Origin of the sequence: Curtobacterium flaccumfaciens, assembly GCF_018598405.1 — a bacterium.
Lineage (GTDB): Bacteria > Actinomycetota > Actinomycetes > Actinomycetales > Microbacteriaceae > Curtobacterium > Curtobacterium aurantiacum.
Genome location: NZ_JAHEWS010000003.1, coordinates 162,444 through 182,728, shown reverse-complemented (window position 1 = coordinate 182,728; position 20,285 = coordinate 162,444). Strand labels below are relative to the sequence as shown.

Sequence of the window (20,285 nt, the reverse complement as noted above, 5' to 3'; positions counted from 1 at the left end):
GAGACTGCACGCTCCCATCCGCATGCGGTGGAGCGACATCGACGCCTACGGTCACGTCAACAACTCCGCGATGCTGCGCCTGCTCGAAGAAGCGCGCATCGTGGGGTTTTGGGGCGCCGACCCCGGTGAGGACCCGGACGGCAGCCTGCCGGAGCCGATCATCGACGGTCGGCCGGGCTCGGGCACGATGACCGTGATCGCCGGGCAGCGCCTGGAGTACCTGGCGTCGATCCCGTACCTCCGCCAGCCGCTCGACATCCAGATGTGGATCGGGCGGCTCGGGGGCGCGAGCATCGATGTCTCGTACGAGGTCTGGTCGCCGGTGGGGCAGCAGCCCGCCGTCCTGTACACCCGGGCCACGACGGCGCTCGTGATGGTCGACGCGGCGACGAGCCGTCCGCGTCGCCTGACCGACACCGAGCGTGCGGCGTGCGAGCGGTACCTCGAGGATCCGGTGCAGTTCAGCCGGCCGTAGGCACCCGCATCATGCCCTCCTGGGCGACGGTGGCCAGCAGCTGCCCGTCCCGGGAGAACATCCGGCCGAACGCGAGTCCCCGGCCGCCCTGGGCGCTGGGGGACTCCTGCGTGTACAGGATCCACTCGTCGGCGCGCCCGTCGCGGTGCCACCACATGGCGTGGTCGAGGCTCGCGCTCTTCACTCCCGGCGTGCCCCAGGCGATGCCGTGCCGTCGCATGATCGGCTCGAGGATCGACAGGTCGCTCGCGTACCCCAGCACGGCGCGGTGCAGGGCCGGGTCGTCCGGCAGGTCGCCCTGCACGCGGAACCAGACCGCCTGGTGCGGCACGTGCTCGCCCTGCACGTCGACGAACACCGGCCCCTCGACGTGCCGCAGGTCGATGGACCGCGCGGCCCACGCGCGAGCGACGGGGTGGTCGATCGCGGACAGGATCGACGCCGCCGAGGGCAGGGACTCGGGGTCGGGAGTGTCCACGGGGTACGGGTCCTGGTGCTCGATGCCGGTGTCCGGCACCTGGAACGACGCGATCATCGAGAAGATCGGCACACCGCGCTGGTACGCCTGCACCCGTCGGGCCGCGAACGAACGACCGTCGTGGATGCGCTCGACGCCGAAGGTGATCGGCACCTCGATGTCACCGGGCCGCAGGAAGTACCCGTGCATCGAGTGGACGTCCCGACCGTCGATCGTGCTCTGCGCGGCGACGATGCACTGCGCCAGGACCTGCCCCCCGAACACCCGACCACCGGGGGACCAGTGGCTTGCACCGGTGAGGATCGTCTCGCCCGTGCTCGCGCCGGTGTCCTCGAGTCGCAGGGTCCGCAGGAAGTCGGGTTCGCCGTTCACGCTGTGCAGTCTACGAACGGCCGCCCGGCCCCGCCGCAGGGTCGCCACGCCCAGGCGGTGCGGCACCGATGGCCGGTAGGATCGGGGACGACATGGGCAACTCGTTCACGCTTCCCGACGCCGCCTCCCTCGGTGACCTCCGCACGTACCTCGGACGTGCCGCTCGGATCGAGGACGGCTCGGTCCGGCTCATCGCCGACTCCGGCGTCCTCGCCGTCTACACCGCGATCCTCTACCCCCTCGGGTTGCTCGACGAACTCCCGACGGTCCTCGGCCTCCGCACGTTCTCGCTCACCGAGCCCGCCTCGATCGACACCGTGGTCCCGCTGCAGTCGCTGCTCGAGCGTCTTCGCCTGCTGGCCGAGGCGCAGGACGCCGAGCACGCCGAGGGTGCCGACCCGACGCGGGCCACCCCGATCGAGGTCGAGTTGCCGCACGAGGTCCACACCGTCACGTGGGCGGCCATCTCGCCGCCCCGCGGTGGCTGGGTGCCGCTGCCCGACGTCTCGCCGGAGCTCCTCCGCCGCGCCACCCGCGACGGCATCGCCGAGGTCGCCGACGCCGTGCCGTCCAACGCGGGCGAAGCCATCGTCCGACGGATCCGCGCCGAGGTCTGGGGCCGACCGGTCCCCGGCGTCGAGCACCTGCCGGCCGGCGCGGGCTTCGCGGGGGAGAGCCTCGGGTTCCTCGGGCACGACCCGGTCCGCCTGTTCGAGACCGGTCCGTGGAGCCGACTCACGACATCGCGCGGCCACGTGCTCGTGAAGCGCCGCGCCTGGACCCTGAGCTCCTAGCGACCGCGACCGCGACCGCAACCGCGACCGCGACCGCAACCCCGACCCGGCCCGGCCGCCGTGGTTGGCTGGACCCATGCACGTCCTCCTCACCGGTGCGTCCGGGTACATCGGCTCCGCCGTCCTCCGCTCCCTCGTGGCCCACGGCGACGAGGTCACCGCGCTCGTCCGGTCCGACGAGAAGGCCCAGCACGTCCGCGACGCGGGCGGCCGTGCCTTGGTCGGCGACGTCACCGACACCGAGGTCGTCGAACGGCTGCTGCACGAGAGCGACGGTGTGGTCCACACGGCGTCAGCGCCGGGCGTCGACCCCGACTTCATCCGCACGGCGATCGGTGCGCTGGCCGGCACGCCCAAGCCGTTCGTGCACACCGGTGGGATCTTCACCTTCGGTGACTCGACGGACATCTCCGAGCAGTCGCCGATCGACCCGCCGACGTTGACCGCCTGGCGCGGGCCCAACGAGGCCGCACTCCGCGCGAGCGCCGTGCGGAGCACGGTCGTCGCGCCCGGCATCGTGTACGGCCGTGGCGCCGGCATCCCGGCGATGTTCGTCGGCGACGGCGAGCAGCCCGTGCACCTGGTGGGCGACGGTTCGCAGCGCTGGACGACGGTGCACGTGGACGACCTCGGCGAGCTGTACGTCCTCGCGCTGCACCGCGGCGCGCCCGACGGGTACATCGTCGCGGCCACGGGGGACAACCCGACCGTGCGCGAACTCGCCGAGGCCGGGGCCCACGGATCGCCCGTCGTGGCCGAGAGCGTCGAGGCCAGCCGGCAGCGGCTCGGCACCGACTACGCCGACGCCCTGCTCCTGCACCAGGAGGCCTCCGGCGCCCACGCTCGGTCGGCCTACGGCTGGCGCCCGTCGCGGCCGACCCTGGTCGAGGACCTCGCCTCCGGCGCGTACGTGCGCTGACGCGCTGCCCACCAAAGACGCCGGCGTCCCGCGAACACGCTGCCGGTTCCGCGAGACGCCGCCGAATCCGGAGGCGTGGAACGCACATGGCGGCGTCAGACGGACACGCCGGCGTCTCGCGAACACGAGAACGCGGGGAAAGGCGGACGGGAGGCCCGTGGCGGCGCCGCCACGGGCCTCCCGTCCGCCACTCGTGACGATCACTGCACGCCGGCGTCAGCGGAAGACGCCGCGGGAGCGTCGAGACGCCGCCGGATTCGGCGGCGTCTCGACGACACGACGGCGTTTGTGCCCGCGCGTCAGTCGAAGGTGTTCGTCATCGCGTGGGCAGCGCGGTCGAGGTAGCCCCAGAGCTCGGCTTCGTCGAGGGGCGCGAGCCCGAGGGACTCGACCGCCTCGTGCATGTGGTGGAGCCAGCGCTCGCGGGCCTCGGACGTGATGCGGAACGGGTTGTGTCGCATCCGGAGCCGTGGGTGCCCGCGCTGCTCGCTGTAGGTGCCCGGGCCGCCCCAGTACTGCTGCAGGAACGCCGACAGGCGCCAGATCGCACCCTCGAGGTCGTCGGCCGGGTACATCGGCCAGATGACGTCGTCCTGCTGCACGCCCTCGTAGAAGCGTCGGACGAGCCGGTCGAAGGTCGGGGCGCCGCCGATCCGCTCGTATAGCGACCCGGTGGCCGAGGCACCGTGCTCCCCGACGCGCAGGGTGATCGGCTGCGCCGGGACGCCGGGGACGCCGAGCCCCGGGGTGGTGCCGAGTCCGCCGGGCATGCCGAGACCGCTCGGCGGTGTGGGGTCGGTCATCGGGGGTCCTTCCCGCTGTCGGGGTCGTCCGTGCGGATCGGCTGCCCGAGGACGTTGCGCTTGGTACGCCGGGGCTTCGTGGGCGCCGGCGTCGGCTGGGTCCGGATGGTGCGCAGGCCGTTGATCGAGGTGGCGTTCTCCCAGCCCTCGGGCATGATCATCGCCATCGCGGGCAGCGTGATGCCGAGCTCGTCGACGGCGTGCTTCAGCCGGGTGCGGAGTTCCCGGCCGACGACGTCCAGCTCGGACGCCCGGGTCTTCACGACGAGGCGGAAGACCATGCCGGCGTCGGTGATCGACTGCAGGCCCCAGATCTCCGGCTTCTCGACGATGCGCTGCCGCCAGCGGGGCTCCTGCGACATCGTGACCGCGGCCTTGAGCAGGGCGTCCTGCACAGCGTCGATGTCGGTGTCGTAGGGCACGGTGATGTCGACGAGCACGCGCGACCAGCCCTGCGACAGGTTGCCGACGCGCAGGATCTGGCCGTTCGGCACGAACCACAGGATCCCGTTCACGTCGCGGATCTGCATGACGCGCAGGCCGACGTTCTCGACGACGCCCGTGGCCTGACCGGTGTCGACGACGTCACCGACGCCGGCCTGGTCCTCGAGGATCATGAAGACGCCGGACAGCAGGTCCTTGACGATGGACTGGGCGCCGACGGCGAGACCGGCGGCGACGAGGGACGCACCGCCGACGATGCCGACCGCGGCGTTCGGGATCGCGACCGGGATGATGATCGCCAGCGCGATCACGACGACGATCACCGTCGCCAGGTTTTCGAGCACGCTGCCGAGCGTCCGGGTCCGCTGCACGACGCGGGCGGTCTGCACGGGCGAGGCGATGAGGGCCTGCGTGTCCTCAGCGCCCTGACGCTTCTTGACGCCGTTCACGACCCGGTCGACGACCTGCTTGATGATGCGGCGGAGGAACACGCGGACGAGGATCGCCGCGAGGATCGTGATGACGATCGTGATCGGGATGTGCCACGCCTCGACGAACTGGGTGAAGGTGTTGGAGGCCCACTTCGGGACGTCGGTGGAGTCTGCAGCCAAGTTCATATCCGGTCGATGCTAAGCGGCGGGGCCTCGGCGTCCCTGGAGGAACACCAAGACCCCGCCGGGTGGGACGACGGGTCAGGCGTCGGCGGCCTGGACCCGGAGTGCGCGCTCCGTGCCCGCGAGGCTCTCGGACACGATGCGGCGCAGGGCCGGCGTCTCCGGGTGCTCCTCGAGCCACGCGGCTGCGGCGTCACGGAGCTCGGCCGACGCGAGCGGCGCCGGGTAGAGGCCCGAGACGATGGTGTCGGCCATGTGGTAGCTGCGCTCGGCCCAGATGCGCGTGAGCACCTCGAAGTACTTCGGCACCAGCCCCTCGAGCAGCACCGGGCTGTTCACGTGCTGGAACCCGACCGTGGTCTGGCGCACGATCGCGTTCGGCAGCTCGGACGAGTCGACCAGCGACGAGAACGCCGCCAGCTTGCCCTCGGCCGTCGGGATCGTCGCCCGGGCACGGGCCGCGGCCTGCTCACCCGACGCCGTCTTGTCCGCGGCGAGCTCGGTGTCGATCTCGGCGTTGTCGGCGGCACCCGCGAGCACGAGGCCCTCGAGCAGCTCCCAGCGCAGGTCGGTGTCGATCTCGAGGCCCTGCAGCGTGACCGAACCGTCGCGCAGGCCCTGCAGGGTCGCGACGTGCTCGGGCGTGGACGGGATCTGCGCGAAGAACTTCACGAACTGGAACTGCGCGTCCGAACCGGCTTCGGCCGAGGAGGCGAGCTGCCAGAGCGTGTCGCCGACGGTGCGGACCGTGGCCTCGACCGAGCCGGGCGCCACGTAGTTGCGTGCGGTGAGCAGCAGCTGCGAGAGCGTCGTACGGATGGTCGTCGACTCGGTCTCGGTCGCGATGTTGCCGAGCACGAGCCGGACGTAGTCGCTGGCCGGGGACTCGGCGTCGCGCGTGGCGTCCCACACGGAACCCCAGACGATCGAGCGGGCGAGCGGGTTCGCGATCGACGCGAGGTGCTCGATCGCGGTGCGCCGGGAGTGCTCGTCGAGACGGATCTTGGCGTAGGCCAGGTCGTCGTCGTTGAGCAGCACGAGGTCGCCGCGCTGGACGCCGACGAGCTCGGGCACGTCGGTGCGGGCGCCGTCGACGTCGATCTCGACGCGGTGGACCCGCTCGAGCTTGCCGCCGGCGGATGCCGTGTCGGCGCCGAACGGCGCGGACTCGTCGTTCCGGAATGCGTAGACGCCGATCGCCAGACGGTGCGGGCGCAGCGTCGGGTAGTCGGCGGGGGCTTCCTGCAGGACGGTGAACGACGTGATGACACCGGACTCGTCGGTCTCGATCTCGGGGCGCAGGGTGTTGACGCCCGCGGTCTCGAGCCAGAGCTTCGACCACTCGGTCAGCTCGCGGCCGCTCGTCGCCTCGAGCTCGACCAGCAGGTCGCGGAGCTCGGTGTTCGAGTGGTGGTGCTTCTTGAAGTAGGCGGAGACACCGGCGAAGAACGCGTCGATGCCGACCCACGCGACGAGCTGCTTCAGGACCGAGCCGCCCTTCGCGTAGGTGATGCCGTCGAAGTTGACCTGGACGTCTTCGAGGTCGTTGATCGTCGCGACGATCGGGTGCGTCGAGGGGAGCTGGTCCTGGCGGTAGGCCCAGGACTTCTCCATCGCCTGGAACGTGGTCCAGGCCTCGGTCCACTCGGTGGCCTCAGCCGTGGCGATCGTGGAGGCCCACTCGGCGAACGACTCGTTGAGCCAGAGGTCGTTCCACCACTTCATGGTGACGAGGTCCCCGAACCACATGTGGGCGAGCTCGTGCAGGATCGTGACGACCCGGCGCTCCTTGATGGCGTCGGTGACCTTCGACCGGAACACGTAGGTCTCGGTGAAGGTGACGGCCCCGGCGTTCTCCATCGCGCCGGCGTTGAACTCCGGCACGAAGAGCTGGTCGTACTTCTCGAAGGGGTAGGCGACGTCGAACTTCTCCTCGAAGTACGCGAAGCCCTTCTTCGTGATGTCGAACACGTACTCGGGGTCGAGGTACGAGGCGAGCGACTTGCGCGCGAAGACGCCGAGCGGGATCGTCCGGCCGTCGCGGCTGGTCAGCTCGTCGCGCACGACCTCGTACGGGCCGGCGACGAGCGCGGTGATGTAGCTGGAGATGCGCGCGGTGGGCGGGAAGGCCCAGGTCGCGACGTCGCCGTCGACGTGCGGCTCCGGGGTGGGGGAGTTCGAGACGACCTGCCACCGCGACGGCGCGGTCACGGTGAAGGAGAACTCGGCCTTCAGGTCGGGCTGCTCGAACACCGCGAACATGCGGCGCGAGTCGGGGACCTCGAACTGGGAGTACAGGTACACCTCGTCGTCCACCGGGTCGACGAAGCGGTGCAGGCCTTCACCGGTGTTCGTGTACAGCGCGTCGCTGACGACCACGAGCTCGTTCTGCTCCTGCAGGTCGTCGAGCTGGATGCGCACGCCGTCGTTCACCGCGGCGACGTCGAGCGCCGTGCCGTTCAGTGTGATCGAGTGCACGGTCTTCGTGATGGCGTCGATGAAGGTCGATGCGCCGGCGGTGGCGGTGAAGCGCACCCGCGTCGTGCTGCCGAAGCTCTCTGCACCGCGGGTCAGGTCGAGCTCGACGTCGTACGTCTGCACGGCGACGACGGCCGCGCGCTCCTGGGCTTCGATTCGGGTGAGGTTCTCTCCGGGCACGCAACGCTCCATCTTCGCTGGGGACGCGGACGATCGGTGTCCGCGTACGGGGCCCCGGACGGCGTCGTGCGCCGGCGGGACGATGGGTTCCAGCCTAGCGACGCCGCGTACGCTCGGAGCGTGACCGAGACGACTGTGGACAACCCGACCGACCCCACCAGCGAGCGCACCGCCGTGGAGTTCTGGTTCGACCCGAACTGCCCCTGGGCCTGGATGACGAGCCGCTGGGTGGGCGAGGTGGCCGAGCACCGCGACCTCGACGTGACCTGGAACGTGATGAGCCTGTTCGTCCTCAACGAGGACCAGGACGTCCCGGACGCCTACAAGGAGCGCCTGCACGCCGGCCAGGTCTACCCGCGCATCGTCACGGCGGCGCGGCTCCGGCTCGGACAGGACGTCGTCAAGCCGCTCTACGACGCCCTCGGCGAGCACATCCACCACCGCCAGGAGTCCGACCCGGAGCAGGTCGTCCCCGCCGTGCTCGCCGAACTCGGCCTCGACGCCGACCTGCTCGAGTACGCCTGGACCGACGAGGTCGACGCCGCCGTGCGTGCCAGCCACCAGGACGGCATCGACCGCGTCGGACAGGACGTCGGCACGCCGGTCATCGCCGTCGCGGGCACCGCGTTCTTCGGACCGGTCATCTCCCCGGCGCCCACGGGCCAGGAGGCGCTCGACCTGTGGGACGGCGTCGTCGCCGTCGCGAAGTACCCCGGCTTCTTCGAGCTCAAGCGCTCGCGCACGGTCGGCCCGGTCTTCGACACCACCGACTGACGGACTGGAGGCGCGGCGCGGGCTGGCACCGCGCCGGTGGGACCGCTGCCGGTACCGGCAGCGCGGTCGGTGGCCTGTCGGCGCTGGGCGTGCTGGGCATCTTGTTCGGCCTCAGCGGGGACACGAAGCAGCAGACCCCGGCCGACGCCATGCGGCAACGGATGGCCCAGGCCGACCGGGACGCGTGGGCCTGGACGCACGATCCGCTCACGGGCAAGCCCCGCGAGGTCGCGGGTGGCGCCGGGATCATGACGGACGTGGTCGGACCGATGACCGGCGACGAGGCCAACGAGCGGATCCGCTCCATCGGACGCCCGGGGAAGACCGAGCCGCATCGCGAGGTCGACACTCCAGAGGAAGCCGTCGAGGCATGGCGTGAGCTCAGCCGAGGCGGCACGCTCGCTCCGGGATCGACACCCGACCGCATCCAAGTCGTCCTCCCTGACGGAACACGCGTCCAGTACCGACGCGACAGCGGCACGGGAGGGCCAGTGGTCGAAGTGCACAACTCGAAGACGTCGGAATGGGAGAACGTGAAGGTGCATCTCCCCGAAGGATCGGCGCCGCATGACCTCCCCGACGATGCGATGCCGGAAGGATGATGTCGATGAATGAGTTCACCTACTACTGTCTGGCGTCCGTCCAGGACGGGACCGGCGAGAACCTGTGGGCCTGGACCGGCAACATAGAGAAGGGACGCCGTCGGCCGTTGGGGGAGACTCGTGAATGGCTCCTCGACGTGCTCGGTCGTTTGCTCGAGCGTGATCTCGTGTGCGTCGGCAACTACGAGGAGAACGGCACTGGGCGTGCCGGTTGGGAAACCTGGACAGCAAGCGTCGAGGCCGTCGTCGACAGGGTCGCGTCGATCTACACGATTGACCTCGCTCCTGACGAGGTGCAGTACTGGCCGTGCTACCTGATGCGGACGGAGACAGGCGCACAGCTGTACGGACGGGAGCGATCGCGGCGAGAGCTCGCTGGTGAGGACCCGGTCCCGCGACTTCGTGCGGTCTGGGATGAGGACGGCAACGTCATCGAAGAACACGGAGACGAGATCGTTGTCTGACGCCGGCCTCGAGTACGTCCCCTTCCCCGCAGAGGAAGTCCGCTCCATGCCGGACGGCTCCGTCGCCGCGATGCGGGAACCCCTCCCCGGGCACGAGGCCTACATCGACGTCATCCCGCCCGCTGATGCGGAGGACCCCCGGGTCCAGCGACGTAGTGTCCGGCACGACGATGGCCTGACACCGAGCGCCGAGCCGGCACCCCGGACGCCCGAGGAACAGCTGCTCCTCGACCTCACGGAGTTCAACCGGAACGGGTGCGCGACCGACCTCCGCGCGCTGCACCGCATGGCGCGGACCGATCACGAACCCGACGCCACCCGAGCCCGGGCGATGGCGCTGCGGTCCGTCGAGATCGGCCTCCGTCGGGGGCTCCTGACGAGCGGGATGTTCGTCCGCGTCGCTTCGGAGCTCGCGTTCGTCGAACCCGAGCGGACTGCTGCCGAGCAGATCGCGACCGTCCGGGAACGCTACGTCAGCGCGCCCGCCGCCGGCGAGCCCGACGGTGACCTCGCGAACTCGGTCTGGCTGATGAACACGACGGACGGCGAGCGGTACGCGCGGACCCACGGCGCCGACCAAGCCAGGGACGACCGGGCGAGCGATGCTGGGCCGGCGACGACCCCGAGCGTGCCCGCGGTCGTCGTGCGGTCCTCGAGCGACGAGTGGGGCGACAAGAACCACGAGCTGCTCGCGGACAACGTCTTCGAGGAACTCCGCAACGGCTGGCTCTCGTGGGACAAGGGCATCGAGGACGCGGCGCTCAAGAACCTCGCGTGGGGGATCGCCGCTGAGATCGTGTACGCCTTCGACGTGAAGTGGTCGCCGGACTGGGTCGCCAAGGGCCATCCACACCGTTGGCACGACGAGGCCGGCTGGCACACACGGTGCAACGACTGCCTCGACGAGAGTCCAGCCGAGGCGGACGAAGCGGTCGCGTACTCCTGGTTCGCCGACCACCGTCCGATCGCGCACGGTGACACCGCGCCGTCGTTCCGCCCGTCGCCACCGCCCCTGGACGTCCCGATGCCGGGCGCGGACTGACCGGCGGCGGTCAGACGAGCGGCAGCCGCATCATCGTCAGGTCGAGCCACCGGTCGAACTTCCGCCCGACCTCGGGCACGACCGCGACCGTGGTGAAACCGAGCCGTTCGTGCAGGGCGATCGACCCCGTGTTGGTGCTGCAGATCCCGGCCATCATCACGTGCCGCCCCTCGGCGGTGGCGCGCGCGACCAACTCGGCCATCAGCGTCGACGCGATGCCCCGGCCGCGGAACGCCTCGACCACGTAGACGCTGTGCTCGACGGTCAGCCGGTACCCCTGGTGCGGCCGCCACTGGGAGTACGTGGCGTAGCCGGCCACGACCCCGTCGACCTCTGCCACGACCACCGGGAAGCCGTCGCCCTGCCGCGCAGCGAGCCATCCGTCGAAGTACGCACGCGGGTGCGGGGTCTCCTGCCAGATGGCGGTGGAGTGCAACACGGCATCGACGTGCAGGGCGTGCACGACGTCGAGGTCGGCGGGGGTGCAGTCGCGGATCACGACCCCGTTCGTCGCATATGCTGTCGTCATGTCTCACATCGTAGACGACGAGCGCGCCGATCCCGCAACCGGCACCGACGACACCGCGGTCGCCGAGCAGCGGGCGCTCGGCGAACGCCTGCAGCGCCTCCGCACCGAGCGGAAGTGGAGCCTGACCGAGCTCGCCGAGGAGTCGGGCGTCTCCCGCGCGATGATCAACCGCGTCGAACGCGGGGTCTCCAGCCCCACCGCGACGATCCTCGGCCGGCTGTCCGGTGCCTTCGGCCTGACGATCTCGCAGCTCCTCGACGACGCCCTCGAGCACGAGGTGCCCAGGGCGACGGACCCCCACGAGGCGCGTGGGGTCCAACGCGGCGCGACCGCCGATTCCTGGACCGATCCCGACACCGGGTACCGCCGTCGTCCGGTCTCGAGCGCGGCGTTCCCCGCTGACGTCACCGAGGTGCGCCTCCCGGCCGGCCGCGAAGTGGCCTACCCGGCGTCCGCCTACGCGTTCCTGCGGCACTGCATCTGGGTCGTCGACGGCGTGCTGGAGGTCGTCGTCGGCGGCGAGCCGACGCGTCTGGCGGCGGGGGACCGGATCGAGCTCGGCGACCCCGCCGACGTCGTCTACCGCAACCCGGGCGAGGACCCCAACCGGTACCTCGTGGTGGTGGTCCGCGCACCGTAGCCAGTGGTGGTCCGGGCCCCGGAGCCGCAGGAATAGGATCGGTTCCATGCGCATCCACCTCGGAACGGACCACGCCGGCCTCGAGTTCAACAAGACCCTCGCAACCCACCTGACGGAAGCCGGGCACGAGGTCGTGGACCACGGTCCGACCGAGTACGACGCGCTTGACGACTACCCCTCGTTCTGCATCAACGCCGCGCACGCCGTGGTGCAGGACCAGCGCGCCGGTGTCCAGTCCCTCGGCGTCGTCTTCGGTGGTTCCGGCAACGGCGAGCAGATCGCCGCGAACAAGGTCGAGGGCATCCGCGCCGCGCTGGTCTGGAACGAGTCGACCGCCGTCCTCGCCCGGCAGCACAACGACGCCAACGTCATCTCCATCGGCGCGCGCCAGCACACCGAGGACGAAGCGATCCGGTTCGTCGACCTGTTCATCGCCGAGCCGTTCTCCGGCGAGGAGCGTCACGCCCGCCGCATCGCGCAGCTCGCCGAGTACGAGACCACCGGGCTGATCGCCGGTCGTCAGATCGACGCGTAGGGCTCGGACCCACGGCCCAGCAACACCGAGCAGCACCGAGTAGACAAGACCAATGCCCGAGGGTCACTCCGTCCACCGCATCGCCAACCAGTTCACCCGGCACTTCGTCGGCAAGCGCTGCGAGGTCTCGAGCCCGCAGGGTCGCTTCGCCGCCGGGGCCGCGCAGCTCGACGGCAAGCGCATGATCGCCGCGCGTGCCGTGGCGAAGCAGATGTTCCTGGAGTTCGAGGGCGACCTGTTCCTCCGCGTCCACCTCGGGCTCTACGGGGCATGGGACTTCGCGGGGATGATCTCCACCGCCGAGGCGCTGTCCGACGACGACGACCGCGAAGAGTCGCTCAGCTCGATCGGCGCACCCCGGCTGGCCCGCTACCGGATGGCCGAGCAGGAGAAGGTGGAGGACCCGATCGAGTCCTTCCCGCCGGATCCGGTCGGCCAGGTCCGGGTGCGGATCCTCACCGAGGACACCGTCGCCGACCTCCGCGGCCCGACCGCCTGCGTGGTGGAGACCCCGGCCGAGGTGCAGCGCGCCCTCGACAAGCTCGGCCCCGACCCGATGAACGACGACGGACCCGAGGCCGAGAAGACCTTCGTCGACAACGTCCGCCGTCGGAACGTCGCGATCGGCCAGCTGCTGATGGACCAGTCCGTCGTGGCCGGCATCGGCAACATCTACCGCGCCGAACTGCTGTTCCGGCAGCGCATCGACCCGTACAAGCCGGGCAAGAAGATCACCGTCAAGCAGGCGAAGGCGCTCTGGGCGGACTGGTCGAAGCTGCTGCACGACGGGGTCCGCGACGGCCTGATGATGACGATGGACGACTTGTCCGAGGCCGACCACAAGAAGGCCCTGCGCTCGCGGAAGGACCGCCACTGGGTCTACCACCGCCAGGGCGAGCCCTGCCGGGTGTGCGGCACCGAGATCCGGATGGCCGACATGGCCGGCCGGAAGCTCTACTGGTGCCCGAAGGACCAGAAGTAGCGCACCTCCGACGGCGCACCCGCCCGCTCACACCTCCAGGTACGTGAACCGCCCGGCGACGGCCGTGCCGAGCACCCGCATGGCCCGCAGACCGGCGGACGACGCCACGAGCGGGTCGGTCTCGACGAGCACCAGGTCCGCCACGTCGCCGACGGACACCGAGACCCGGCCGTCCGTCGAGCCCTGCCACGCGACGAGTGCCGAGAGCCGTTCGGCCGGCTGCCACGGCTCCCGGCCGTCGCGGTCGCGCCCGACGGCCGCGGCCATGGACACCCACGGGTCGAGCGGCGCCACCGGGGCGTCCGACCCGAGCAGCACGCGTGCCCCGGCCCGGGCGAGTGAGGCGAACGCGAAGGCCCGGTCGGTGAACCCCGCCCAGTGCCGGTCGGCGATGTCCCGGTCGTCCATCGCGTGCTCGGGCTGCACGGACGCGGCGACCCCGAGCCGGGCGAACCGGTCGACGTCGGTGTCGACGAGCAGCTGCGCGTGCTCGATCGTGCCACGGGCCCCGACGGTCTCGAACACGTCGAGGGCGAGGGTGTTCGCCCGGTCGCCGATGGCGTGGATCGCGGGGACGAGCCCGGCGTCGACGGCCCGACGGGTGATGGCCACGAGGTCCTCGAACGGCCAGGCGAGCACGCCGGAGCCGTCCGTCATCGCGGCGGTCCGGGTGCCGAGCGAACCGTCGGTCACCACCTTGAACGGCCCCATCGTGAGCAGACCCCGCGTGCCGTCGACCACGTCGCCGGTGCGCAGCCCCCGGGCGATGGCGGCGTCGAGTTCGGCCGGGTACACCCCGGACGCGACCCGGATCGCGTCGGTGCCGGCGTGGATCCGGCGGCGCCAGCGGTCGAGCCCGAAGCGCATCTCGAGGTCGACGACGCCCGTCACCCCTCGGGCCGCCGCTGCCTCGGCAGCGTCCGCCACGTAGGCGTCGAGCAGGTCGTCCGGCACCTGCGACAGCGCGCCGGTCACGTCGAACGCGTCCTGTTCGCGCAGGATCCCGTCCTCGCCCGCCTCGAGCGGGCGGCCGACGGTCGCGGAGAAGTGCGCGAGCGCGAGGGCGTTGCACCACACCGCGTGCAGGTCCGCGCTGATGACGACGACCGGGAGGCCCGGTGCGGCACGGTCGAGCAGCTCGCGTCGCGCAGGGCGCGGCCACAGACCGTCGCGGTACCCGTGGCCGACGAGCACACGGTCCGTCACACCCGCCCGCGCGACGGCGGCGAGCAGGTCGGCGGTCGTCTCGGCGGAGTCGCAGCCGGTGACGTCGACGCGGCGGCGGACGAGCGCCCACTGGTCGAAGTGCGTGTGGTGGTCGCGGAGCCCCGGACCGAGCCAGGCGCCGGCGGCCTCGACCACGTCGGTGTCGACGCTCGTGGGGTCGAGCGTGCCGGTCGGCGCGATCTCGGTGACGCGACCGTCGACGATGCGGACGTCGGCAGGGGCTCCGGAGGTGCCCACACGCCGGACGGTGCGCAGCAGGATCTCGCTCACCGCTCCTCCAGGTCGTCGACACGCGCAGCGTGCGCTCGCTCCATCTCGTCGGCGAGCGCCGCCGACGCGTAGGGGCCGTCGCCCCGCAGCCCGGCGACGATGCGGTCGATCACCTCGGGGGCCTTGTTCTGCGACAGCTTGGCGCGGGCGTCGAACCGGGTGACCCGGATGCGGATCCCGACGGTGCCCTTGGCCATCCGGCGGGCGGTCTCCTCGTCGATCTGCAACGACACGGGCGAGGGCATCACCCGCTCGAAGTGGTCGACGAGTTCGCCGAGCACCCGGAAGTTCTCGTCGTCGGACAGGATCTCGGGGGCGCCCCAGACGTGGGCGGTGACGTGGTTCCAGGTCGGCACGAACTGCTCCGGCGGGTACCAGGCGGGGGAGACGTAGCCGTGCGGGCCCTGGAACACGACGAGCACCTCGTGCTGCCCGAGTTCGTGCGCGACCTCGTCGGGGCGGCCGACGTGGGACACCAGGACGAGGGCGTCCGGGTCGTCGTCGGGGCCGGGGGTCTCGAGCAGCACCGGGTAGTGCGAGGCGACCAGCCCGGCCGCGGTGTGCGACACGATCGTCGCCCACGGGTTCCCGGTGATGAGGCGTCGGACCTCGTCGACGTCGGTCATCAGGAAGTGCGGTGTGTGGCGCATGGTCCGAGCGTGGCACACCGTGCCGGAGCGCGCGACGAGTGTCGTTTCGCCGGTGTTTCTGCGCGGTAAAACTTTCAGAGTCGATTGAAAGAAGTCTTGTGGACGGGATTCGAACCGGCCTAGCTTTCCCACCACGACGACCGGGCAGGGATCCGGCCGCACCCGATCGAGGAGAGATCATGCGACGCAGGACGATCGCCGCGCTGGCCGCAGCGGCAACCTTGGCACTGGTGGCGACCGGCTGTTCCGCGAGCGGCACCGCGGACGACGACGCGGCCTCGACCCTGGTGTACGCGACCGGTGAGCCCGACCACCTGACCCCGGGGCGGCAGACCGTGGCCTTCGACCAGGTGATGAGCGTCTTCGCGCCGCTCACCCAGACCGACGCCGACGGGGACCTGCGGTACGTGGCGGCGAAGAGCGTCGAGAGCGACGACGCCACCACCTGGACGATCACGCTGCGGGACGGCTGGACGTTCCAGAACGGCGAGGCCGTCACGCCGGAGAGCTACGTGAAGGCCTGGAACCACGTCGCCTACGGCCCGAACGCCTGGGAGAACAGCGGCCAGCTCGCCGGGATCGTCGGGTACACGGACCTCAACCCGGCGAAGGGCGCCCCGAAGACCAAGGAGATGTCGGGGCTCGAGGTCACCGGCAAGGACACCTTCACGGTCACGCTCACCCACGCGGACAGCCAGTTCCCCCTGCAGCTCAGCCAGGCCCAGACGGCGTTCTACCCGATGCCCGAGGCCGCCTACGACGACCTGAAGGCGTACGACAAGCAGCCGATCGGCAACGGCCCGTACGAGATGACGAAGGCGTGGAAGGCGGACCAGGAGTTCACCGTCACCGCCTGGAAGGACTACGAGGGCACGAAGCCCGCCACCGACGAGGTGACCTTCCGCAGCTACTCCGACATGAACACCGCCTACACCGACGTCCTGGCCGGCAACGCCGACGTGCTGTTCCTGCCGACCGACAAGATGACGAGCGCGAAGGCCGACTTCGGCGACCGCCTGCACTCCTTCGACGCCCCCGGCATCGACTACCTCGGGTTCCCGCTGTGGGACGACCGGTACTCCGACCCCGACGTGCGCCGGGCGATCTCGATGTCGATCGACCGTGACCAGGTGAACGACGCCATCTACGGCGGCCTGTACGAACCGGCCACCGCCCTCACCCCGCCGTCGATGTCGGGCACGGAAGAGGGCATCTGCGGGGACGCCTGCGAGTTCGACCCCGCGGCGGCCAAGCAGCTCCTCGCCAGCGCCGGCGGGTTCGACGGCACCATGACGCTCGTCTACCCGGGCGGCACCGGCCTCGACTCCCTGTACGAGGCGTACGCCAACCAGATCCGGCAGAACCTGGGCGTCGACGCCGAGGCGAAGGCCACCACCGACTGGGCGTCGTACTACTCGGAGCTGACCGACAAGAAGGTCGCCGGCCCGCACTTCGGCCACTGGGGCGCGCTCTACATCAGCCAGCAGAACACGCTCCGCGCGCTGTTCACCACGGCCGGCGGCTGTGCCCCGTGCACCGGCTACTACCAGTCCGACGACGTCGACTCGCTGCTCGCGAAGGCCGACTCCGCCGGGTCGCAGGACGAGGCGAACGGGTACTACACGAAGACGCAGGAGGCGGTCCTCGAGGACTTCCCGATCGTCCCGACCTTCTTCGACAAGTACTCGTACGTCACGAGCGACAAGATCGCGAAGCTGCCGGCGGTCGCGGGCAGCCCCGTCATCGCCCAGATCGCCGTGAAGTAGGGCGGGCATGGAGCAGCACACCATCCTCGACCTGGTCCGGGGCGTCCCCGACCGCGACGGCTTCCCGCTCGTCGACGACCTGCACGCCCGGTTCGCGGCGCTCGCCGCAGCGCACCCCGACCGGGTCACGGTCACCAGGATCGGCACGAGCCGCCTCGGCGAACCCCTGCACAGCTACCGCATCGGCACCGGGTCGCACGCGGCCGTCGTGGTCGGCGGGGTGCACCCGAACGAGCCCATCGGTTCGTGGACGGCGTTGCACCTCGCCGAGACGGCCCTCGGTGACGAACGGATGGCCGGGCTCGACGTCACCTGGCACATCGTCCCGACGATCGACCCGGACGGCATGCGGCTCAACGAGGCGTGGTTCCACGACCCGCACGACCGGGTGTTCTACTCGCGGCACTTCTACCGGCCCGCCCCGGACAGCCAGGTCGAGTGGACGTTCCCGAACAGCTACAGGTCGGTGTACTTCGACCGGGTGCTGCCCGAGACGCTCGCGTTCATGCGGCTCATCGACGACACCGAGCCGGACCTGCTCGTGAGCCTGCACAACGGCGAGATGGGCGGCGTCTACTACTACCTGTCCGAGGACCTGCCCGCCGTCGTCGACACCCTGCACGCGGTCCCGGCCGCGCTCGGGCTGCCGCTCGACACCGGGGAGCCCGAGTCGCCGTACCTGCGGGAGCTCGCCCCGGCGGTGTTCGCGATGGACGGCATCGAGACGGCGTACGCCTACCTCGAGGGGCTCGGCGTCGACCCCGGCGAGCACATCCACGGCGGGTCGAGTGCCGCCTGGGCGATGCGGCACGGGGCCCTGTGCATGGTGGCCGAGCTGCCGTACTGGAGCCACCCCGACGCCGACGACCAGACCCCGACCGACGAGTCCTACGCCGACCTGCTCCGCCGGTGCGCGGACGAGCTCGGGGCATCGGGTACAGAACTGCAGGCGTTCCTCGACGAGGCGACGCCGATGCTCTCGATCCCGTCCCCGTTCGTCGAGGCATCCCGGGCGTTCGTGCCGATGCTCGTCGGCACGGCGGAGACCGACCGCCGCCGGGCCGAGCGGGAACCGGCCGACCGGACGGCGACCGTCGCGGAGCGCTTCGGCTGCGAGGACCTCGTCCGCTGCTTCCGCCTGCGCTACGGCGGCATGCTGCTGCGTGCCGTCGAGGCGGAGACCACCGCCGGCACGGCGTCCGCGCCGCTCCGGCGGCTCCGCGATCGCCTGGCCGAGCGGTACGCGCGGTGGCAGGCGGACGCGTCGACGGGTGCGCAGCCGATCCCGGTGGGGAAGCTCGTGGGCGTGCAGTACGGGGCGATCCTCGCCTGCGCGGCGCACGTGGCGGACCCGACCCGCGCCTCCCGGCCGGTGTCGGCGACCGTCTCGGGAGGCGCGTGATGCGTCCGACGCTCGCCGTCGGTCGCCGACTCGGCGGCCTGGTCATCGTGTTCCTCGGGGTGACCTTCCTGATCTACGCGATGACGTTCGCGTTGCCGGGTGACCCGATCAAGGCCCTCGGCGGCGAGCGCCCGCTCACCGACACGGTCGTGCGCACGCTGCGGGCGGAGTACCACCTGGACCAGCCGCTCTGGCTGCAGTACGTGCAGTACGTGGGCGGGCTGTTCCGTGGCGACTTCGGCACCGACTTCAACGGGCAGCCCGTCGGTGAGCAGATGGCGTCGCGGTGGCCGGTGACCATCACGCTGGCGCTGAGCGCGTGGGCGCTCGAGATCGTCCTCGGCATCGGGCTCGGCGTGGTCTCGGCGCTCAAGCGCGGCACCGTGCTCGACAAGACGGTGCTCGTCGGCACCATCGTCGTCGGAGCCGTCCCCGTGTTCGTGCTCGGCGTGGCCCTGCAGCTGGTGTTCTCGGTGCGGCTGCACTGGTTCCCGGTCGCGGGTGTCACCGCCGGGTGGCCGACCGCCTACGTCCTGCCGGCGTTCGTGATCGCCCTGTTCGGCCTGGCCGCGGTGTCCCGGCTCACCCGGACCTCGATGATCGAGACGCTCGATGCCGACTACGTGCGGACGGCCCGTGCGAAGGGGCTCGCCCCGGGCCGGATCGTCGGTGTGCACGTGCTGCGGAACTCGCTCATCCCGACGGCGACGTACCTGGCGACCGACCTCGGGTACCTGATGGGCGGCACCGTCATCATCGAGGGCATCTTCAACCTGCCCGGCGTCGGCAACCTGCTGTTCCAGGGCATCCGCTCGCACGAGGGTGCCGTCGTCGTCGGCATCTCGACCGCCCTCATCCTGGTGTTCCTCGTCACGAGCGTGCTCGTCGACCTGCTGCACGCCGCCCTCGACCCGCGCGTCCGGACAGGAGTCTCGCGATGACCACCGAAGCCCTCGGCGCCACCGTCGAACCCGTCGTCGGGGTCCGGCGCCGGCCACTGCTCGCCGCCGCACGGACGCCGGGGTTCTGGGTGCCCGCGTCGGTGCTCGTGGTGGTCCTGCTCATCGCGGCGTTCCCGCAGGTGTTCGCCGGCCTGTTCGGCCACGGCGACCCGCGGGTGTGCGACCTCGGCCGGAGCGGGGCGGCACCGACCGCCGGGCACCCGTTCGGCTTCGACCTGCAGGGCTGCGACGTGTACGCGAACGTCGTCTGGGGCACCCGGTCGTCGATCGCCGTCGCGGTGCTCACGACCGTGCTCGCCGGCATGGTGGCGGTCGTCGTCGGGACCGTCGCGGGGATGGTCGGCGGATGGGTGGACGCCGTCCTCGCCCGGCTCACCGACGTGTTCCTCGGGTTCCCGTTCCTGCTCGGCGCCGTCGTCGTGCTGAACAGCGTGGGGGAGCGGTCGGTGCTCACCGTGTCGCTCGTGCTCGCCCTGTTCGGGTGGCCGACGATGGCCCGGCTCGTGCGGTCGAGCGTCCGCAGCGTCCGGGGCGCCGAGTTCGTGCTCGCCGCCCGGACGATGGGGCTGTCGACGTGGCGGATCACCACCCGGTACGTGCTGCCGTCGTCGATCTCACCCCTGCTCGTGCTCGCCACCATCACCGTCGGCGGGGTCATCGTGTCCGAGTCGTCGCTGACCTACCTCGGCATCGGACTGGAGCGTCCGGCGATCTCGTGGGGGCTGCAGCTGTCCGCGGCGACGTCGCAGTTCCTCCGCGCACCGCACATGCTCATCGCCCCCGCGGCGTTCCTCGCCGTGACCGTGCTCGCCGTCATCGCGCTCGGCGACACGCTGCGCGCCGCACTCGACCCACGTCGGCGCTGACGGCGCTGACGGCCGTC

Annotated in this window: 21 protein-coding genes; 14 read left to right on the top strand and 7 right to left on the bottom strand. The window is 71.1% G+C overall.

Annotation, left to right across the window (positions count from 1 at the left end):
- The first annotated feature begins 22 nt into the window (after positions 1-22).
- On the top strand, positions 23-475 hold the full coding sequence (locus tag KK097_RS03400; RefSeq protein ID WP_214543693.1) for an acyl-CoA thioesterase: 453 nt from the start codon (positions 23-25) through the stop codon (positions 473-475).
- Here KK097_RS03400 and KK097_RS03395 read toward each other — a convergent pair.
- Complete coding sequence (locus KK097_RS03395) at positions 462-1,325, bottom strand: acyl-CoA thioesterase (protein WP_214530401.1); 864 nt, start codon at positions 1,323-1,325, stop codon at positions 462-464. The two genes, KK097_RS03400 and KK097_RS03395, sit on opposite strands and share 14 nt — an antisense overlap.
- A 92-nt stretch (positions 1,326-1,417) precedes the next feature.
- Between KK097_RS03395 and KK097_RS03390 the strand changes: the two genes are divergently transcribed.
- Both KK097_RS03390 and KK097_RS03385 read left to right on the top strand, forming a co-directional pair.
- Positions 1,418-2,119 (top strand): DUF8185 domain-containing protein, encoded by a 702-nt coding sequence (locus KK097_RS03390; RefSeq protein ID WP_071405518.1) that lies wholly within the window; start codon positions 1,418-1,420, stop codon positions 2,117-2,119.
- Positions 2,120-2,195: 76 nt separating this feature from the next.
- Complete coding sequence (locus KK097_RS03385; protein ID WP_214543692.1) at positions 2,196-3,038, top strand: NAD-dependent epimerase/dehydratase family protein; 843 nt, start codon at positions 2,196-2,198, stop codon at positions 3,036-3,038.
- 299 nt (positions 3,039-3,337) lie between these two features.
- Here the strand turns inward: KK097_RS03385 and KK097_RS03380 are convergent, their stop codons facing one another.
- The 3 genes from KK097_RS03380 to pepN all read right to left on the bottom strand — a co-directional run bounded on the left by KK097_RS03380 (position 3,338) and on the right by pepN (position 7,557).
- On the bottom strand, positions 3,338-3,808 hold the full coding sequence (locus KK097_RS03380; protein ID WP_250896418.1) for a globin: 471 nt from the start codon (positions 3,806-3,808) through the stop codon (positions 3,338-3,340).
- A gap of 29 nt (positions 3,809-3,837) precedes the next feature.
- Complete coding sequence (locus tag KK097_RS03375) at positions 3,838-4,902, bottom strand: mechanosensitive ion channel family protein (protein WP_214543691.1); 1,065 nt, start codon at positions 4,900-4,902, stop codon at positions 3,838-3,840.
- Between the two features lie 75 nt (positions 4,903-4,977).
- Positions 4,978-7,557: an aminopeptidase N gene (gene pepN / locus KK097_RS03370; RefSeq protein WP_214543690.1), complete on the bottom strand. Its 2,580-nt coding sequence runs from the start codon at positions 7,555-7,557 to the stop codon at positions 4,978-4,980.
- Between the two features lie 213 nt (positions 7,558-7,770).
- Here pepN and KK097_RS03365 point away from each other — a divergent pair, with 213 nt between their 5' ends.
- The 4 genes from KK097_RS03365 to KK097_RS03350 all read left to right on the top strand — a co-directional run bounded on the left by KK097_RS03365 (position 7,771) and on the right by KK097_RS03350 (position 10,439).
- On the top strand, positions 7,771-8,331 hold the full coding sequence (locus tag KK097_RS03365) for a mycothiol-dependent nitroreductase Rv2466c family protein (RefSeq protein WP_250896417.1): 561 nt from the start codon (positions 7,771-7,773) through the stop codon (positions 8,329-8,331).
- A gap of 89 nt (positions 8,332-8,420) precedes the next feature.
- Positions 8,421-8,933, top strand: a complete 513-nt coding sequence (locus tag KK097_RS03360; protein ID WP_214543689.1) for a hypothetical protein — start codon at positions 8,421-8,423, stop codon at positions 8,931-8,933.
- Between the two features lie 5 nt (positions 8,934-8,938).
- Positions 8,939-9,397: a hypothetical protein gene (locus KK097_RS03355; RefSeq protein WP_214543688.1), complete on the top strand. Its 459-nt coding sequence runs from the start codon at positions 8,939-8,941 to the stop codon at positions 9,395-9,397.
- Positions 9,390-10,439 (top strand): hypothetical protein, encoded by a 1,050-nt coding sequence (locus KK097_RS03350; protein ID WP_214543687.1) that lies wholly within the window; start codon positions 9,390-9,392, stop codon positions 10,437-10,439. Before KK097_RS03355 ends, KK097_RS03350 begins: the two co-directional genes overlap by 8 nt.
- Before the next feature lie 10 nt (positions 10,440-10,449).
- Here KK097_RS03350 and KK097_RS03345 read toward each other — a convergent pair whose 3' ends face one another.
- On the bottom strand, positions 10,450-10,968 hold the full coding sequence (locus KK097_RS03345; RefSeq protein ID WP_214543686.1) for a GNAT family N-acetyltransferase: 519 nt from the start codon (positions 10,966-10,968) through the stop codon (positions 10,450-10,452).
- Between KK097_RS03345 and KK097_RS03340 the strand changes: the two genes are divergently transcribed.
- Genes KK097_RS03340 through KK097_RS03330 form a run of 3 tightly spaced genes read left to right on the top strand, consistent with a single transcriptional unit; the run spans position 10,967 to position 13,125 of the window.
- Complete coding sequence (locus KK097_RS03340) at positions 10,967-11,608, top strand: helix-turn-helix domain-containing protein (RefSeq protein ID WP_214543685.1); 642 nt, start codon at positions 10,967-10,969, stop codon at positions 11,606-11,608. The two genes, KK097_RS03345 and KK097_RS03340, sit on opposite strands and share 2 nt — an antisense overlap.
- Before the next feature lie 46 nt (positions 11,609-11,654).
- Entirely contained in the window at positions 11,655-12,143 is a 489-nt protein-coding gene (locus KK097_RS03335; protein WP_214543684.1) for a ribose-5-phosphate isomerase, read from the top strand.
- Between the two features lie 52 nt (positions 12,144-12,195).
- Positions 12,196-13,125 (top strand): Fpg/Nei family DNA glycosylase, encoded by a 930-nt coding sequence (locus tag KK097_RS03330; protein ID WP_214530411.1) that lies wholly within the window; start codon positions 12,196-12,198, stop codon positions 13,123-13,125.
- Positions 13,126-13,152: 27 nt separating this feature from the next.
- On the opposite strand, the gene KK097_RS03325 is transcribed toward KK097_RS03330, so the two are convergent.
- Together KK097_RS03325 and KK097_RS03320 are read right to left on the bottom strand one after the other, a co-directional pair.
- Positions 13,153-14,622 carry an amidohydrolase gene (locus KK097_RS03325; protein ID WP_214543683.1) on the bottom strand — a complete coding sequence of 490 codons (1,470 nt, stop codon included), beginning with the start codon at positions 14,620-14,622 and terminating at the stop codon, positions 13,153-13,155.
- Positions 14,619-15,272 carry an FMN-binding negative transcriptional regulator gene (locus tag KK097_RS03320; protein WP_214543682.1) on the bottom strand — a complete coding sequence of 218 codons (654 nt, stop codon included), beginning with the start codon at positions 15,270-15,272 and terminating at the stop codon, positions 14,619-14,621. Before KK097_RS03320 ends, KK097_RS03325 begins: the two co-directional genes overlap by 4 nt.
- A 179-nt stretch (positions 15,273-15,451) precedes the next feature.
- Here KK097_RS03320 and KK097_RS03315 point away from each other — a divergent pair, with 179 nt between their 5' ends.
- Genes KK097_RS03315 through KK097_RS03300 form a run of 4 tightly spaced genes read left to right on the top strand, consistent with a single transcriptional unit; the run spans position 15,452 to position 20,268 of the window.
- Complete coding sequence (locus KK097_RS03315) at positions 15,452-17,038, top strand: peptide ABC transporter substrate-binding protein (RefSeq protein ID WP_250896392.1); 1,587 nt, start codon at positions 15,452-15,454, stop codon at positions 17,036-17,038.
- A 7-nt stretch (positions 17,039-17,045) separates the two neighbouring features.
- Complete coding sequence (locus tag KK097_RS03310; RefSeq protein WP_214543681.1) at positions 17,046-18,440, top strand: M14 family zinc carboxypeptidase; 1,395 nt, start codon at positions 17,046-17,048, stop codon at positions 18,438-18,440.
- Positions 18,440-19,381: an ABC transporter permease gene (locus tag KK097_RS03305; RefSeq protein WP_214543680.1), complete on the top strand. Its 942-nt coding sequence runs from the start codon at positions 18,440-18,442 to the stop codon at positions 19,379-19,381. Before KK097_RS03310 ends, KK097_RS03305 begins: the two co-directional genes overlap by 1 nt.
- Positions 19,378-20,268, top strand: coding sequence for an ABC transporter permease (locus KK097_RS03300; protein WP_214543679.1), 891 nt, complete (start codon positions 19,378-19,380; stop codon positions 20,266-20,268). Before KK097_RS03305 ends, KK097_RS03300 begins: the two co-directional genes overlap by 4 nt.
- Positions 20,269-20,285 lie beyond the last annotated feature (17 nt).